The following is a 17,196-nucleotide window of genomic DNA, read 5'->3' as shown; positions in this document are numbered from 1 at the left end:
ATGAGAAAATTAGCTCTAATAAGTTGCTTCCTCCTAGCCACCGCGTGCGGCGCACCAGAGTCGACCGCGCCTGCGCAGGCGCCTAACGCTGACGCGGCTGCAGCATCATCATGCGATGTAGCCGCCATGCAAAATTTTGAGCGCGACCGTATCCTCGCCAAAGCGGACGGTTTTTTAGACGCGGAAGTTCGCACTGTCACAGCTGATAGCGACCCTCGCAGTGCGGGCGGGAAGAACGATTTCTTCTCCCAAGGCGATTATTGGTGGCCCGTCGAAGGGAAGCCTGACGCGCCCTATGAAGTCCGCGACGGGATCAGCAATCCTGATAATTTCGTGGCGCACCGAAACTCTATGATGCGCTTGTCGGAGATCGTTGGCACACTGGCGACGGCGCATAAGATGACGGGTGACACAAAATATGCCGAGGCGGCGAATAAGCACCTGAAAGCATGGTTTGTAACGCCTGAAACAGCGATGACCCCGCATTTGCTCTATGGGCAGGCGATTATTGGCCGTGTGACGGGGCGCTCTATCGGGATCATCGATACCATGCACTTGGTCGACGTGGCTCAGGGCGCGAAACAGATTGTTGAGGCGGGCGAAATGCCTGCGGAGGATGCGGCTGCCGTCAAAGAATGGTTTGCGGCATACTCAAAATGGATGAACGAACATCCTTACGGGATCGAGGAACGCGATTGGTATAATAACCACTCTATCGCATGGTCGATGCAGATTGCCTCTTTTGCCAGCTTGACGGGTGATGAGACGTTGATGGACATCACGCGCGACAAATTTAAAAACGTCTATTTGTCGGAGATGATGGCAGATGACGGCAGTTTCCCCAAAGAAACAGCCCGCACCAAACCCTATAGCTATTCTATATTTGTCTATGATTTGATGGCCGGGGTGGCACAACTCGCCTCCACAGAGGCAGAAGATCTCTGGCAATATGAAAGCCCGAACGGCCATTCTATGAAAGACGGGATTGAGTTTATCACGCCTTATATCGAAGACAAAGATAGCTGGCCATTTCCGCCCGATATTCAGTATTGGGACGAACCCAACCAGCGCCGTGCGTTTTTACTCTTCGGGTCGCTCGCATTTGATGATTGCCGCTATTTCGAGCTGGCAAAAACACTCGATCCCGATCCGGAAACTTATGAAGTTGTGAGAAATATGCCTATACGTAGTCCACTTCTCTGGACCGATTAGAATAATTGGTATAGGTTATTGGTTAGTCCATTGCTTCGTTCGGTGAATCTCTCGCTGAGCGACTGAATTAAAAAGGTGACATAAGTTCACTGTGCCAACATTTGAAACATTGAGAGGAAAGTTTCATGTCTAAATTTCTATCATTCGGTGAGATCATGCTCCGCTTGCGCACGCCAGGCTATGAGCGTTTTTTCCAAAGCCCGCAATTTGAGGCAACCTTTGGCGGCGGCGAAGCGAATGTCGCTGTGTCGCTAACAAATTATGGTCTGGATGCTGGCTTTATCTCCGCTCTGCCAGACAATGATATTGGCCAAAGCGCGATCAACTCGCTGCGGGCTCTTGGTGTTGATACGTCAAATGTGAAACGTCAAGGAGACCGTGTTGGTATTTACTACCTCGAAACAGGGGCTAATCAGCGCCCGTCAAAGGTGATCTATGACCGCGCGGCATCGTCCATTTGCGAGGCTAAAGTCGGAGATTTTGATTGGCCGACAATTTTCAAAGGGGCGAAATGGCTGCACATCACTGGCATCACGCCAGCTTTGTCGCAGAACTCAGCTGATCTCTCGCTGGAATGTGTGAAAGAGGCCCAAAAAGCGGGCGTGACGACGTCCTGCGATTTTAACTTCCGCGGTAAGTTGTGGAAATACGGCAAGACTGCGCCAGAGGTCATGCGTGACCTCGTCAAACATATCGATGTCGGTATCGCCAATGAGGAAGACTGCCAGAAGTCGCTGGGTATTTCGGTAGACGTCGATGTCGAAAGCGGCAGCGGTCATTTGGACCTCAGCAAATATGAAGAGCTCTCACAAAAAGTGCTGAATATTTATCCGGGCATGTCGACGATTGCGATCACTTTGCGCGCGGCTGTGAACGCCAATATCAATGGCTGGTCTGCCTGTATGCGGGATCGTAAAAACGGTTTCTTGTCATCTAAGAAATACGAACTGACTGATATTGTAGACCGTGTGGGCGGCGGCGACAGCTTTGCGTCGGCCTTCATCGCAGGCCTCAACCTCTATGAAGATCGCCAGCAATCACTAGAATTCGCGGTAGCTGGATCTGCGCTGAAACACTCAATCTTGGGCGATTTCAACCGCGTGAACCGCAAAGAAGTTGAGGCCCTGATGGGCGGAGACGGCTCTGGTCGCGTGCAGCGTTAGATCGTATCTAACCCCTGAATATATTGCTTGAGCGCCGCCGTGAATTTTTCTGGCGGCGTTTTTGTATCGCTAGCCTGCGCAAGTTTAGCGGTCAGGCGCTTCGCAATCGACGCATATGTAGCGTGACCCTGCGGCGTGATCGCCAGCGCAGAACGGCGCTTATCCTGTGTGTCTGACGTCTTCGTTACCAGCTCAGCTTCGATCAATGACGCAACCGCGCGGCTGACCAAGGTCTTATCCATCGGCGTGATCGCGACGACTTCTGCCGCCATGCGCCCTGGTTTTTCAGCAATCGCCGCCAATACTCGCCACTGGCTTAGGTTCAATCCCGCCTCATCCTTGGCGATCGATAAAGTCACACGAGAGATTTTATCGGCCAGAACCACGGCCTGATAGGCCCAAAATTTATCCAGTTCAATCAGGGGTTTCGGTGTCTGCGTCATAACGCTTCATACGCATTTTTTTGTTGTATTTGCAACTAAAAATCTATAGTTGTTATTGCAACTAATAAAATGGAGCGTTTTATGGCTGATCTTTTTCACAATCCTGCGGGCTTGGATGGCTTTGAATTTATCGAATTTTCTGCACCAGAGAAGGGCGTGTTAGAGCCGATTTTCGAAATGATGGGCTTTACCGAGGTCGCTCGCCATCGGTCGAAAGACGTGACGCTTTGGCGGCAGGGCGGTATCAACCTGATTACGAATTACGAGCCCAATAGCCCTGCATATTACTTCGCCCGCGAGCATGGTCCTAGCGCATGTGGCATGGGTTTTCGTGTCAAAGATGCCCGCAAAGCTTATGATCACCTGATCACCCAAGGCGCAGAGCCAGTCGAGTCGCGCACGGGTCCGATGGAGCTGCGTATTCCAGGCATACGCGGGATTGGCAATTCTATCATCTATCTGATTGATCGCTACGCCGACGAGGACAGCGACGCGCTCTCAATTTATGACATCGATTTTGCCTATCTGGAGGGTGTGGAAAAATGGCCCGAGGGGTGTGGGTTTAAATTGATCGACCACCTGACGCACAATGTTTACGGCGGGCGCATGGCCTATTGGGCGGACTTCTATGAGAAGCTTTTTAATTTCCAAGAAATCCGCTATTTCGATATTAAAGGCGAATATACGGGCCTGACCTCCAAAGCGTTGACGGCGCCTGACGGGAAAATCCGTATTCCTTTGAACGAAGAAGGCAAAAGCGGCGGCGGGCAGATCGAAGAATTTCTGCGCGCCTATAACGGTGAGGGCATCCAGCATATCGCGCTGATATGTGATGACATCGTCGCCTGTTGGGACAAGCTGAAGGCCAAGGGCGTACCGTTTATGACCGCCCCGCCAGAGACTTATTACAACATGTTGTCAGAGCGTCTGCCCGGTCACGGACAAGACGAAGCGGCCCTTAAATCTCGCGGTATTTTGCTCGACGGAACAACGGAGGGCGGTAACCCGCGCCTACTATTGCAGATTTTTGCAGAACCCCAAGTCGGCCCTGTGTTCTTTGAATTTATTCAGCGCGTTGGCGATTATAAAGACGGCTTTGGCGAAGGCAACTTTAAGGCCTTGTTCGAGTCGATTGAGCGTGACCAAATTGAACGCGGCGTATTGGAAGGAGCCTGATCATGACTATCAAAACTGACGGTTTTCACCATGTGGCCTATCGCTGTCGCGACGCCAAAGAGACGGTGGAGTTTTATCAAAAACACCTGAACATGGATTTCCAACTCGCCATTGCCGAAGATCATGTCCCGTCAACGGGGGCGTATGACCCTTATATGCACATCTTCTTGGATGCAGGAAATAACAACGTCTTGGCCTTTTTTGAACTGCCAGAGCAGCCCGATATGGACCGCGATCGTAATACGCCAGAGTGGGTGCAGCACATTGCCTTGCGCGTGGGTAGCTTGGACGAATTGCTCGCCGCGAAAGAGAGTTTAGAAGCCGCTGGGATCGATGTCCTCGGCTCGACACATCACGGGATATTCAAATCGATTTACTTTTTTGACCCCAATGGCCACCGCCTAGAACTTGCGGCCAACATCCACACGGCAGACCAGATGAAACAGCTAAAATCTGTCGCCCCTGACATGCTCGCCGAATGGTCGGAGACGAAAAAAGCCCCACGCCACGCGGCTTGGCTGCACGAAAAAATTGCTGAAGAAACACAATAAAAAAGAAAGCTAGCTATGAAACTTGCCTCCCTGAAAAATGGCCGTGACGGTCAACTTGTTGTCGTCTCGCGCGATCTTACCCAAGCGAATGACGCGAGCGATATTGCACCGACGATGCAGGCAGCCCTAGACGAGTGGGACGTCATTGCCCCGCAACTGGCGGCTCGGTACGAAATGCTCAATGCAGGGAAAGCGGAGAGCTTTGCCTTTGATCAGAGCGATTGCGAGAGCCCGCTGCCGCGTGCCTATCAATGGCTGGATGGCTCGGCCTATCTCAATCATGTGGAATTGGTGCGTAAAGCGCGCGGCGCGACTGTGCCTGAAAGCTTTTACGACGACCCTCTAATGTATCAAGGTGCGTCAGATACCTTTATCGGGCCGCGCGACGCTATCGTGGCCGTGAGCGAGTCCCACGGCATCGATATGGAGGCTGAAATCACTGTCATCACGGATGATGTGCCGATGGGCGTAACGGCGGATGAGGCCATGAACCACATTAAGCTGATCATGCTCGTCAATGATGTTTCCTTGCGAGGCCTGATTCCCGGCGAACTCGCTAAGGGTTTCGGGTTTGTGCAGTCCAAGGCGTCTTGTGCGTTCTCCCCCGTAGCGGTGACACCTGACGAAATAGAAACATGGGCGGACGGGACGATCGACCTGCCGCTGCTGGTGGATTATAACGGCCAGCCATTCGGTAAAGCCAACGTCAAAACGGATATGACGTTTCATATGGGCGAACTTGTCGCCCATGCCGCCAAGACCCGCCACCTCTGTGCGGGCACGATTATCGGCTCCGGCACAGTCTCCAACAAATTCGAGGGCGGTGAGGGCAAGAAGATCGAAGACGGCGGCGTCGGCTATAGCTGTATCGCGGAAATTCGTATGATCGAGAAAATTCAGACAGGTGAGTTTATTACCCCCTTTATGCGGTTTGGCGATACGGTCGGCATTGAAATGAACGATGCGAATGGGCAGTCTATTTTTGGTCGTATCGAAAATGTTGTCGAAGAGTATGACGCCTAGATGATGACGCTCTACGGATATTGGCGCAGCTCTGCCAGCTACCGCGTGCGGATTGCCCTCGCGCTGAAGGGCGTGGAGGTCGAGCATCGCTACGTCAATCTTCGGACAGGAGAGCAGGGCGCGGGTGATAATGTTGCCCGCAATGCTCAAGGTTATGTCCCAACGCTGGAGTTAGAAGACGGCACGCAATTAACGCAGTCCTTGGCCATCATGGATTACCTTGACGCGACATATCGCAACCCAGCCTTAATGCCCAGAGAGCCAATTTTGCGGTCAAAGATATTGGCGGCCTCTATGACGATTGCGGCCGATATTCACCCCATCCAAAACTTGTCAGTTTTAAAATATTTACGGGCTGAATTTGGCGTCAAAGACGAGGGCGTGACGACTTGGGTGCAGCACTGGATAACCAAAGGTTTCAAGGCTTTAGAAGCAACGGCTCAACAATATGATACACTTTTTCTGATGACAGATGATCCAGGGTTTTTCGAATGTTGCCTGATTCCGCAAGTCTATAATGCGCGGCGGTTCGGTGTGGATATGGATAACTTTCCAAAGCTATCCGCGATTGACGCGGCTTGTCTCGCTATGCCCACTTTTCAGATAGCGGCGCCAGACAATCAAGGGGATGCAATGTGAGCGCAGCTTGCGGCTCACCCCATGTGAAAAAAGTGAAAAAACCACTTGTCATCCGGGAAAAAAACCTTAAATCGCGCTTCGACGATAAAGCGAGCTACAGCGAGCCCTGAACGATTCAGTGAATTGAATGGGAAATCTGTCAGCCGTGATAATGCCTCAAGCATCATCTAATAGCCGCCGGTAGCGTCTTGGTTTTTGGTTTTACACTTCACGACGAAGTGCCTTGGATTGAGAAAGTTAGTGGTATGGCTCAGGCCGTTATTTACCATCGATTGTCTGCATCCCTCTCCCGATCTGCACAGTTGGGGGACACATTTCTGTCGTCTAAACATCAAGATTATCTGGCCGCTATTGCGGAACACAGTAGTGCGGTGCGGGCATAAGCTAATCGGCTAAGTCCCGCCTGATCCACCGCCGCTGACGCATTTTGCGTCTTTTCAAAATCTCTGCCTTGCGTTTGTCACTTTTGACAAGACTTGCACCTTTTGGAAATGTTTCCGATGTCTTTGACCACTTTTGCACCTCTGTTGCAGCCTACACAATTACGTCCCTACGGACTGCCAACCTATCACACAGTCGCAGACGCGATTGCAGACTATGACGGCGATGACCAAATCTATGCGCTGTTTCCGCGTCGCATTGAACGCACAGCTCGCATCTTCTTGTCTGGGTTTCCAGGGCAGATACTTTATGCTGTGAAGGCTAATCCGCATGCTTCGCTGATCAAAATCCTGTGGGAAGAGGGCGTGACGCAATTTGATGTCGCATCCCTGCGGGAGATTGAATTGGTGCAGGGCATAGCGCCTGCGGCCAAGCTGTTTCTGATGCACCCAATCAAATCGCGAAAGACGATTGAGGTCGCTTATGCCAAAGGCGTGCGTGAATTCTCTTTCGATCACGCAGATGAGTTGCAGAAGATTTTGGTTTGCACGGGCGAGGCGGCGGACTTGTCATTGCACCTGCGTATCGCTCTGCCAAAGCGTGATACCGCCATGCCGTTGGGCGGGAAGTTCGGCGCGACTTTTGACGAAGCGGTGGCTCTGCTGCGTTCTGCTCGCCCTATCGCTGAGAAGTTGGGGCTATGCTTCCACGTGGGATCGCAGTGCTTAGACGTGCAGAGCTATGACGCAGCGATGGCCTATGCGCGACGTGTGCTAGACTCAGCTGGTGTGGCGATTGATAGCTTGGATGTTGGCGGCGGGTTTCCAGTGGCTTATCCAGACATGCCAATCGCGCCGATGAGCGATTATTTCGATGCCATCCGCAGCAGCCTGTCTCTGCATGGGTTTGACGGCTTGACGATATTAGGTGAGCCAGGCCGTGCGCTTTGTGCCGAAGGCGGCGCCACGCTGGTGCGGGTTGAGCTGCGCAAGAATAACAATCTTTATCTGAACGACGGCACATATGGGTCGCTATTTGATGCGGGACAGTTCGCGTGGAAATTCCCTGTGGAATTACACCGCGCCCGTCCACCTGCGCCAACCGCTAACACGATCGGGTTCCGGTTCTTTGGGCCGACATGTGACAGCGCAGATGTGATGAAGGGCCCGTTCCATCTTCCCGCGGACACCTGCGAAGGCGACTGGATTGAGGTCGGCCATTTAGGCGCTTATGGTCAGACATTAGCGACACAATTTAACGGATTTTACTCAGACCACACGGTCGCAATTTTAGAAGACTAAATCATGACAAAAACAAACACAAAAGCCGAACTGCTAAGCAACCCTGTCGAGCATATTGATATTGCCAGCTTTGACGCACGCCCCATCATCGAGGCAATGGGCAAGATGTCCTTCACCGCTCGCGACCTCTCGCGTGCGACAGATATTTTCAAACAAGCAGTGAATGACGAGAATTGCTCCGTTATCCTGACGCTGGCGGGTTCCACATCTGCGGGCGGCTGTATGCATGTCTATCGTGATTTGGTGAAATACGGCATGGTCGATGCGATTGTTTCGACAGGGGACCGCGATCGTCGACATGGATTTCTTCGAAGCGCTTGGATACAAGCACTATCAAGCGGATAGTCAGGTCGATGATAATGATCTGCGCGATCTTTATATCGACCGTATCTATGACACCTATATCGACGAAGAAGAACTGCAGGCCTGTGACCACGTCATCAAAGACATTACTGACAGCCTAGAGCGTCGCCCGTATTCATCACGTGAATTCATCTGGGAAATGGGCAAGTGGCTGAAAACGAATGCGGTCAAGAAAGGCAGCTTGGTCGAGACGTGCTATGACTATGATGTCCCGATTTTTGTGCCAGCCTTTTCGGATTGCTCGGCGGGCTTTGGCCTTGTCAAGCATCAGGTCGAAAACCCCGGCAATTACATGTCCATCGACTCGGTCGCAGACTTCCGCGAGCTGACAGATGTGAAAATCAAAGCGGGCTCGACAGGGCTGCTAATGGTCGGCGGCGGTGTGCCGAAGAACTTTGTGCAAGACACTGTTGTCTGCGCAGAAATCCTCGGCGTCGAAGCAGAAATGCACAAATATGCCGTGCAGATTACGGTTGCGGATGTGCGGGACGGTGCGTGTTCCTCCTCTACGCTGAAGGAAGCTGCGAGCTGGGGTAAGGTGCAAACCACGCTGGAACAAATGGTGTTTGCCGAGGCAGGCTCGGTTGTGCCGCTCCTCGCGTCAGACGCGTATCATAGCTGTGATTGGAAAAACCGTCCGCGCCGCAATTTTGCGAAAATGTTTCAGAAGTAATTCGCTATGCCCAAAACTGTGATGACCAAACCGATATCGCCAGCGCCCACGCTAAATGCGCCATTTGCCATGCTCAAGCCGTCCGAGGGCTTCCTCGGACTGCCGCCTGAGCTAGCGACAAGCTATGCCGACTCCAAGGCGGTGATCATTCCGTTTGGACTAGAAGCCTCTGTTTCTTATGGCGGGGGCACAGAAAATGGCCCAGCAGCCATGCTAGCGGCGAGCCACGAGGTCGAGTTATTTGACGAAGATCTCTGGTGCGAACCTGTTGAGCGTTACGGCGTCATCACCGCGCGGGAACCTGTCATTGATAATGAGGATATTCCCGCAACGCTGACAAAGCTTGAAGCGATGACAACGGCGGTGCTGTCAGACGGCAAATTTCCGCTAGTTTTTGGCGGGGAACATTCAATCACGCCAGGTGCGATCCGTCCGTTTCTCAAACAATTTGACGATTTGATTATCCTGCATTTTGACGCCCATGCGGATCTGCGGGACGGCTATGAAGGGGAGCATTTTTCTCATGCCGCTGCCATTCGCCGAGTGCTGGATCAACCAACTGTGCCGATTGTGTCGTGCGGTATTCGCAATATCTCCAAGTCTGAAATCCCGTTTTATGAGGCGAATAAGCACCGCATCACGATCCATTGGGGCAAGGACCGCGCGAAGTGGAAAGCGGCCGATATTGTGAAGCCACTCAAAGGCCGCAACATCTATCTGACGTTTGATCTGGACGGATTTGATAGCTCTGTCATGCCCTCTACAGGCACGCCAGAACCGGGCGGCTTGTTCTGGGAAGACGCGATGGCAATCATCAAGGCGGCCTCAGAAGTCGGCACGATTGTGGGCGCCGATATTAATGAGCTAGCCCCCATTGAAGGCTTTCACGGCCCCGATTTTTTAGCTTCCAAATTAGCATATAAAATACTAAACTATTCCCTAGGTCGGGGGTAATTCCGACCTTTACTGGCTGCAAGGCCGACGACGTTGTAGGAGGCATTATGTCTAAGCGTCACAGAAAAACCAAAGACCTTTTTGAAACCTTTAGCGGTGACTATCTTGTCTCGGCTGATTTCGATGTGGAGCATTACGAAGCGCCGCGCGGGAAAAAGCCCAAAGGCAAGCACCGCCGTGAAGCGCATAGCCGCAAGCGCGCTTACTACGATGACTGATTGAATGTCTAAGTGGTCTGACTCACTCTAATCAGAGCGGTCATTCCATTTTGTCTGATACAGATCAAAGCGACGATCCCGCAGGTTCCTGACGGTCCCGCTCGCGCGGGCCCATGCCAGATCGGTCAGATCGAGGTCCGCGACCGCGACTGTCTCGACGTTTTCAGAACATTCAGCCGCGATCCCGTCGCGCGCGAAAGGAAAGTCGCAGGGCGTCAGAATGCAGCTTTCGGCGTAGTTGATGTCCATGTTTTCGACGCCGGGTAAATTGCCAACATTGCCCGACATGACGACGTAGCACTGGTTTTCAATCGCGCGCGCTTGGCTGCAATAGCGGACGCGCAGATAGCCTTGGCGGTTATCTGTGCAAAACGGCACGAACAGAATACGCGCGCCTTCATCGGCCATACGCCGCGCGAGTTCAGGAAATTCGCTGTCATAACAGATCAGCACGCCGATCGGGCCGCAATCCGTGTCGATCGTGCTGATCTCGTCGCCGCCTTTAATGTTCCAGTAATGACGCTCATTCGGCGTCGGATGGATTTTTTCTTGTGCGTGGACTGATCCGTCGCGCAGGAAGACATAGGCAATATTTTGAATATCGCCGTCATCCGCCCGTGTCGGGTGAGAGCCGCCAATGATATTGATATTATAGCTCACGGCCAGCTTACGCATCGCCTTAATAAAAACGGGTGTATATTCGGTCAGTTTTTCGATGGAATCCGACGGACTCAGCCGTTGATCGTCCAGCGCGAGCAGGGGCAGGGTGAAGAGTTCAGGGAAGACGACGAAGTCGGATTTATAGGCACTGACGCTATCGACGAAATACTCGACGCTATTCATGAAGTCTTCAAAGCTCACAACCTTGCGCATTTGCAGTTGCACCGTCGCCACACGCACAACGTCTTTTTGCGAGGCGGGAGAGTGGACAGACACCCGCTCTTCTGGTGCATAAACATTTTCCCACACCATGAGTATCGCTCGGCCGCCAGAGGCTTTGTCGGCGGGGAGGTAGTTCTCCAGCACGGTTTTGGGCACGAAGTTCTGGCGCAGTTGAAAGTTCACGCTCGGATCGACGATCTTGCGGGCGCGGACAGCTTCGACATAATCAAGGCCATCTGGAAAGGCTTTGCGCCGTTTTTGCCAACCCGCGATCCGCGCGCCGAAGACGATGCCTTTTAGCTCCGCGCTCTCGGCCAGAGCTTTCCGTGCATCATAAAGCCGCTCGCCAATGCGCAGGCGCCGTCGGTCGGGATCAACACAAACTTCCATCCCGTAGAGCCAATCGCCATTCGGATTGTGCTGCGAACCGTGCCCCCCGCCCGTGATCTCGTCCCAGCTATGGGGTGCGAAGGCGCGAGCTTCCATAATGATGAAACTGGCCGCATATCCGACAATATCTCCGTCATATTCAACAACGAATTGCCCCTCTGGAAAATTGGCTATTTGGCCTTTCAGCGCACCCACGGAATAGCTCCCCATTTCGGGGTAGGCCTTGCCGACGAGGGCGCGGATGCCGGGAATATCTTTGACGGACGCGGTCCGAATTTTCATCTGCGCGTCGGCTTTGCTCTTGGCCATGGGGTTCCTTGAAAATGATATGGTGAGTATCGTTGTTTTGCGCAGTTTATCTGCTTTTATCGCGCTGTCAGCCAGAGTTTTGAGATCGGGTCAAATAAATGTTTGTTCCGCGCAATTTGTTTGCGCCCGCTAGATTAGCCCGCTGAGCTATGATAGCTAAAGGTCATGGAACATCACGACCCGAAATACCCCGTCCCCGCCGATTTTGCGCGCAAAGCCAATCTCACCCCTTATAAATATCAGGAGATGTATGCGGCCTCCATCGCCGACCCAGAGAGTTTCTGGCGAGAGCAGGGGCAGCGGATCGATTGGATGACGCCTTACACACAAGTTAAAAATGTGAGTTGGGATAAGTCGAACCTGTCTGTGAAATGGTATGAAGACGGCGTGTTGAACGTCTCCGCAAATTGCCTGGATCGGCACCTTGATATGCGGGGTGATAAAGTTGCCATCATCTGGGAGGGTGATAGCCCTGACGTCTCGCGCACGCTGACTTACCGCGAATTGCACCGCGAAGTCTGCCGCTTTGCGAATGTGATGAAATCGCACGGCGTCAAGAAAGGCGACCGTGTGACGATCTATATGCCGATGATTTTGGAGGCCAGCTACGCCATGCTCGCCTGCGCGCGGATCGGGGCGGTTCACAGCGTGGTCTTTGGCGGCTTCTCGCCCGACGCGCTGGCGGGGCGGATTACGGATTGCGACAGCACCTATGTCATCACGGCGGATGAAGGTCTGCGCGGCACAAAGAAAGTGCCGTTAAAAGCGAATTGCGACGCAGCTTGCGAAATTGCAGCAAAGGCAGGGAAGCCCGTCAAAACTGTGTTGTGCGTCAAGGCGACAGGCGGAATCATTGGGTGGGATGATAGCCGCGATGTTTGGCTGCATGAGGCGCTCAAAGGCGTTTCAGATGATTGCCCGCCAGAGCCGATGAACGCGGAAGACCCGCTCTTTATCCTCTACACCTCTGGCTCCACAGGGAAGCCTAAGGGCGTTTTACATACAACAGGCGGCTATCTCGTTTGGGCGAGCATCACGCATGAATATGTCTTCGATTTGAAAGAAGACGATGTCTATTGGTGTATGGCAGATGTCGGCTGGGTCACGGGGCATACTTATATTATCTATGGCCCGCTCGCGAACGGTGCGACGACAGTGATGTTCGAAGGTGTGCCGACTTATCCCGATGCCAGCCGTTTCTGGCAAGTCTGCGACAAGCATAAAATTACGTTATTTTACACGGCTCCGACAGCGATCCGCGCCTTAATGCGCGAAGGCGACGGACCTGTGAAAGCGACATCCCGCAAATCACTCCGCATACTTGGCACAGTCGGTGAGCCGATCAACCCAGAGGCGTGGGAATGGTATTTCAATGTGGTTGGCGAGTGCCGCTGCCCGATTGTTGATACGTGGTGGCAGACAGAAACAGGCGGCGCGATGATCGTGCCGCTACCTGGCACAACACCGATGAAGCCTGGCTCTGCGACCTTGCCGTTTTTTGGGATTGAGCCCGCGCTTGTCGATGCGGACGGGCAGGAGCTTTCGGGCGCGACAGAGGGCAATTTGATTATCAAATCAAGCTGGCCAGGGCAGATGCGGACCGTTTACGGCGATCACCAACGCTTCATCGAGACCTACTTCTCCGCTTATCCTGGCAATTATTTCACAGGCGATGGGTGCAAGCGGGACGCCGACGGTTTCTATTGGATTACGGGCCGCGTTGATGACGTGATCAATGTGTCGGGCCACCGCATGGGCACAGCTGAAGTGGAAAGCGCGCTCGTTAGTCACGCCGCTGTCGCGGAAGCCGCCGTCGTGGGCTACCCACACGAAATTAAGGGACAGGGGATTTACGCCTATGTCACTTGCACGGCTGGCATTGATCCTGACGATGCGCTTAAAGCGGATCTGGTCAAGCATGTGCGCAAGGAAATCGGCCCGATTGCGACACCTGATTTGATCCAATTCGCGCCGGGCTTGCCAAAGACACGATCTGGCAAAATCATGCGGCGTATTTTGCGCAAAATCGCAGAGGACAGTTTTGATAATCTCGGTGACACCTCCACATTGTCCGACCCCGAAGTCGTCGATGACCTGATCAAGAACCGTCAGAATAAGGCGTAGGAGTTACGCCCTATTTTGGCCCTGACAAAACATTCGGCGCGTCCCATTCTGTCTTTGCGCCGAAGATCGCGCTGTTTAAAAATAGCGCCATGCCGATGCAGCTTAACAGCGTCACAAACATCAAATGAATATAATGTGTGGGCGACCAGACAAAGGTGAAAAATGCGTAGAGCGCGACACCGAACACAACAGCTATCATCATCGCCCTTGCATCGACGTTCTTGAACAAAAGTCCCACGATGAAGGTCGACAGGATTGGCATACTCAGCAAGCCATAGAGCTTTTGTAGCGTATCGATAATACTGGCGTCAGGCTTGTTGTAAACGGGAACCATCATCAGGGCGACGCCGACCATGGCGATTGTGACGAACAGACTAAGCCGTTTCACGTTCGGTTTTTTGTTCAAATAAGTCTCGTGGATATCGCAGACGTAAAGCGCTGTGGACGAATTCAAGATTGAATTAAACGTCGTGAGGACGGCGGCCGCAATCGCGGCGGCAAAGGCACCCGACATCCAAGCGGGAAGAATATCTCCAACGATACGGCCATAGGCGGCATCGCCTATATCGCCGTAAAGTTTGAACGCGACGATCCCGGGCAGCACGATGATTGGGGGGACAATCAGCAAGCGAATAGCGGCCGCTGCCAGAATACCTTTTTGCGCCTCTTTCACCGTCGGGGACGCCATTGCGCGCTGCGTGATGGTCTGGTTCGTGCTCCAGTAAAAAGTCTGGATAAAGATCATCCCTGTCAGCAATGTTGTCCAAGGAATACTGGAATCTGCATCGCCAATCATCGTTAGACGCTCCTTCGGGATGCCTGACAGATCGAAATTAATGGCGTTGAGGGCCAGGTAAACAACGGCTAACGCCATGGTCAACAGCAAGACACCGCTAAATGTGTCCGACACCGCCACGGCGCGTAGCCCGCCAAAAACAGCATAAGCTGCACCGACGAGCGCAAAAGCGGCTGCAATGACATAAAGTGACAGCTCGACGCCGAACATATTTTTCATGAATAGCGAGCCCGTATACAGAACGGCTGGCAGGAAGATAAATATATTTCCCATTAGGAAAAGCACTGAAATAATCGCGCGGATATCTTTGTTATTATAGCGTTTTTCAAGCAGTTCCGTTGTCGTTGTGCAGTTATATTTATAATAGACTGGGATGAAGACGAAACACAAAATCCCTAAGCCTATGACAGCTGCGAATTCCCACCAAGCGACGAGTGCCATCTGACTTCCGTTCATACCGACGAGTTGATCCGTCGACAGATTTGTGAGTGTGATAGAGCCCGCTACGAATATCCAAGACAGCCCGCCGCCCGCGAGAAAATAGTCTTTGTTGCCATCTTCGACATGCCGCGCACCGCGACATTTCCAATAGGTTGCAAAAGCGATCAGGGCTGAAATCAAAAAGAAAACTATGACTTGCGTCGTGTTGAGGTTCATGGCGTTGTCGCTTGTGTTGGAAAAATGATGGGCGTGTCGCCGCGAAAGAGCAGAATATCGGCGGGCTGTAAGGTGTAGCCATGCAGAGAAATCGCTGTTGCATTGTAATTCATATATAGCCGCAACGCGCCCCAATCCCTCCGCCTTACGCCGTGCGGTATAGGCTCTGTCGAGAGGTCGGCCGTCTGTGCAAAGCGGGAAAGCAGGCGCGTCATTGCGGCGTCATCTGGCCATCCTGCGAGGTAGTGCGTGCGTTCGTGCGAGACAATGGCGGGCTGATCGTCTGTCGTTCGCTCTGTAACAGTTTCAGTCGTCTCTATAAATTCGTGCCATAGCTGAAATGCGCCGCCTTCTCTAAGCGCAATTTCCGTTCCAGGGCGGAGGCTTTCGACCGCGCTCACGCGCGTGTCAAAGTGCGGAAGGTTTGGCGGAAGGGAGGTGGGGATTTGGAAGTCAGGCGTTTTCGATCCTGTGCGAGGGCCAATAACTAATTCACCTTTGAAACCCTCAATCGCGGCGAGGAGTTCGGGCGTCCACGAAAAAAGACCGGGGATGAGAACGAGGGCACGATCACTGAAACTCTCTGTCGTGGGCGGCAAAATATCGACAGACAGGCCGAGGCGCCTTAGACCGCGATAGACATCATAGATTATGCGGAAATAATTAAATGATTGGGATTGCGGTTGCGCCTCCCACGCCCAAGCCGAGGCGTAATCAAAGACAAGTCCGATAGGGGCCATCGTCTTTTTAGCTCCGCCGACATTGGCAATCTCGCCCGACACGCGCGAGACTTCTGCCATGACATTTGCGTCTTCGCCGTCGGGGCGTTGTAGCCCTGCGTGCATTTGCTCTTGCGCGAAGGGGGCTTGTCGCCAGCGGAAATAACTCACGACATCTGCGCCGTGAGCAATGGCTTCCCACGTCCAGAGGCGCACCATGCCGGGAAGGGGGCGGGGTTATACGGCGCCCAGTTCACGGGGCCGGGTTGCTGCTCCATCACCCACCACCCGTCTGTGCCGACAGCGCGGTAGAGGTCGTGGTGAAAGGCTTGAAAATCGGGATCGCCTTGGCGCGCAAATTCGGTTTTGAACGCCTCGCCTTGGTCTGAGCGGTCTTCTAAAAACCCCAGCGGGTAGCTGTCCCAGCTCGCAATGTCCAAATCCGCGCCAACTGCGAAATGATCAAAATCTGTAATCCGCCCCATGTAATTATGGATTAACGGCACGCTTGTGTGCGGGCGAAGCGCTTCGACTTGCACACGGTTAAACGCCACAACTTGATCAGAAGAGAAGCGGCGAAAGTCCATGACATGCGCGGGGTTGGGTTCTGTCACGGTGAGGTTGGGGAGATCGATCTCGTCAAACGTCCCGTATTCCATGGACCAAAACACATTGCCCCAAGCCGCGTTGAGTGCGCTGATGGTCTTGTATTTTGCTTCTAACCACGCGCGAAAGGCGGCTTGGGCTGCGGGGCTGTAAGAGAGTGTTGTGTCATGGCAGCCATATTCATTGTCGATTTGCCATGCTCGGACGTGCGAGTTTTGACCGTAGCGCTCACCAAGGGCCGTCGCGATCCGCGCACACTCTTTTTGGTAACCCTCATGCGAAAAACAATAATGCCGCCGCGAGCCAAATTTGCGCGCGTGACCCTCTGCATCATAGGCCAGCATATCAGGGTAGCGCGATAGCATCCATCTCGGCGGTGTGGCCGTGGGCGTGCCCAATACGACTTTGAGTCCCGCTTCGCCCAATGCCGCTATCGCACGGTCTAGCCAGCCCCAGTCAAATAGGTCTGGCTTTGGCTCCATACGGCTCCACGCAAATTCGCCGATCCGCACCCACGTTAGGCCTGCGCTGACCATGTCTGTAGCGTCTTTGACCCATTGTTCTTCGGGCCAATGTTCAGGGTAATAGCAAACGCCGAGTTCTGGCTGGGTCATGG

General features: G+C 53.1%; 13 protein-coding genes and 2 pseudogenes. 11 read left to right on the top strand and 4 right to left on the bottom strand.

Annotation, left to right across the window (positions count from 1 at the left end):
- The first annotated feature begins 126 nt into the window (after window positions 1–126).
- Window positions 127–1,212 carry an alginate lyase family protein gene (locus AB8615_RS07665; RefSeq protein WP_409432022.1) on the top strand — a complete coding sequence of 362 codons (1,086 nt, stop codon included), beginning with the start codon at window positions 127–129 and terminating at the stop codon, window positions 1,210–1,212.
- A 125-nt stretch (window positions 1,213–1,337) separates the two neighbouring features.
- Window positions 1,338–2,375: a PfkB family carbohydrate kinase gene (locus AB8615_RS07660; protein ID WP_409432021.1), complete on the top strand. Its 1,038-nt coding sequence runs from the start codon at window positions 1,338–1,340 to the stop codon at window positions 2,373–2,375.
- Here the strand turns inward: AB8615_RS07660 and AB8615_RS07655 are convergent.
- Window positions 2,372–2,818 carry a MarR family winged helix-turn-helix transcriptional regulator gene (locus AB8615_RS07655; protein WP_409432020.1) on the bottom strand — a complete coding sequence of 149 codons (447 nt, stop codon included), beginning with the start codon at window positions 2,816–2,818 and terminating at the stop codon, window positions 2,372–2,374. The two genes, AB8615_RS07660 and AB8615_RS07655, sit on opposite strands and share 4 nt — an antisense overlap.
- A gap of 81 nt (window positions 2,819–2,899) precedes the next feature.
- On the opposite strand from AB8615_RS07655, the gene hppD reads away from it, so the two are divergent.
- From hppD to AB8615_RS07615, 8 genes and pseudogenes are all read left to right on the top strand, one after another.
- On the top strand, window positions 2,900–3,994 hold the full coding sequence (gene hppD / locus AB8615_RS07650) for a 4-hydroxyphenylpyruvate dioxygenase (protein WP_409432019.1): 1,095 nt from the start codon (window positions 2,900–2,902) through the stop codon (window positions 3,992–3,994).
- 2 nt (window positions 3,995–3,996) lie between these two features.
- Window positions 3,997–4,545 (top strand): VOC family protein, encoded by a 549-nt coding sequence (locus tag AB8615_RS07645; RefSeq protein WP_418152078.1) that lies wholly within the window; start codon window positions 3,997–3,999, stop codon window positions 4,543–4,545.
- Between the two features lie 15 nt (window positions 4,546–4,560).
- On the top strand, window positions 4,561–5,568 hold the full coding sequence (locus tag AB8615_RS07640; protein ID WP_409432017.1) for a fumarylacetoacetate hydrolase family protein: 1,008 nt from the start codon (window positions 4,561–4,563) through the stop codon (window positions 5,566–5,568).
- Window positions 5,569–6,207 carry a maleylacetoacetate isomerase gene (gene maiA, locus AB8615_RS07635; RefSeq protein WP_409432016.1) on the top strand — a complete coding sequence of 213 codons (639 nt, stop codon included), beginning with the start codon at window positions 5,569–5,571 and terminating at the stop codon, window positions 6,205–6,207. It abuts the gene before it with no gap.
- A 500-nt stretch (window positions 6,208–6,707) separates the two neighbouring features.
- Entirely contained in the window at window positions 6,708–7,889 is a 1,182-nt protein-coding gene (locus tag AB8615_RS07630; RefSeq protein ID WP_409432015.1) for a type III PLP-dependent enzyme, read from the top strand.
- A gap of 3 nt (window positions 7,890–7,892) precedes the next feature.
- Window positions 7,893–8,925 (top strand): annotated as a pseudogene (locus tag AB8615_RS07625) (1,9-bis(guanidino)-5-aza-nonane synthase).
- A gap of 69 nt (window positions 8,926–8,994) precedes the next feature.
- Entirely contained in the window at window positions 8,995–9,879 is an 885-nt protein-coding gene (gene speB, locus AB8615_RS07620; protein WP_409434081.1) for an agmatinase, read from the top strand.
- A 47-nt stretch (window positions 9,880–9,926) separates the two neighbouring features.
- On the top strand, window positions 9,927–10,097 hold the full coding sequence (locus tag AB8615_RS07615) for a hypothetical protein (RefSeq protein WP_409432013.1): 171 nt from the start codon (window positions 9,927–9,929) through the stop codon (window positions 10,095–10,097).
- A gap of 27 nt (window positions 10,098–10,124) precedes the next feature.
- On the opposite strand, the gene AB8615_RS07610 is transcribed toward AB8615_RS07615, so the two are convergent.
- Window positions 10,125–11,678 carry a GNAT family N-acetyltransferase gene (locus AB8615_RS07610; RefSeq protein ID WP_409432012.1) on the bottom strand — a complete coding sequence of 518 codons (1,554 nt, stop codon included), beginning with the start codon at window positions 11,676–11,678 and terminating at the stop codon, window positions 10,125–10,127.
- 165 nt (window positions 11,679–11,843) lie between these two features.
- On the opposite strand from AB8615_RS07610, the gene acs reads away from it, so the two are divergent.
- Complete coding sequence (gene acs, locus AB8615_RS07605) at window positions 11,844–13,802, top strand: acetate--CoA ligase (protein ID WP_418152075.1); 1,959 nt, start codon at window positions 11,844–11,846, stop codon at window positions 13,800–13,802.
- 10 nt (window positions 13,803–13,812) lie between these two features.
- On the opposite strand, the gene AB8615_RS07600 is transcribed toward acs, so the two are convergent.
- Together AB8615_RS07600 and AB8615_RS07595 are read right to left on the bottom strand one after the other, a co-directional pair.
- Window positions 13,813–15,255 carry an SLC5 family protein gene (locus AB8615_RS07600; RefSeq protein WP_409432010.1) on the bottom strand — a complete coding sequence of 481 codons (1,443 nt, stop codon included), beginning with the start codon at window positions 15,253–15,255 and terminating at the stop codon, window positions 13,813–13,815.
- A pseudogene (locus AB8615_RS07595) lies at window positions 15,252–17,194 on the bottom strand (beta-galactosidase). Before AB8615_RS07595 ends, AB8615_RS07600 begins: the two are co-directional and overlap by 4 nt.
- Window positions 17,195–17,196 lie beyond the last annotated feature (2 nt).

This window comes from Litorimonas sp. RW-G-Af-16 (assembly GCF_048319245.1).
Taxonomy (GTDB): Bacteria; Pseudomonadota; Alphaproteobacteria; order Caulobacterales; family Maricaulaceae; genus Litorimonas.
This window is presented reverse-complemented; position numbering and strand designations above follow the sequence as displayed.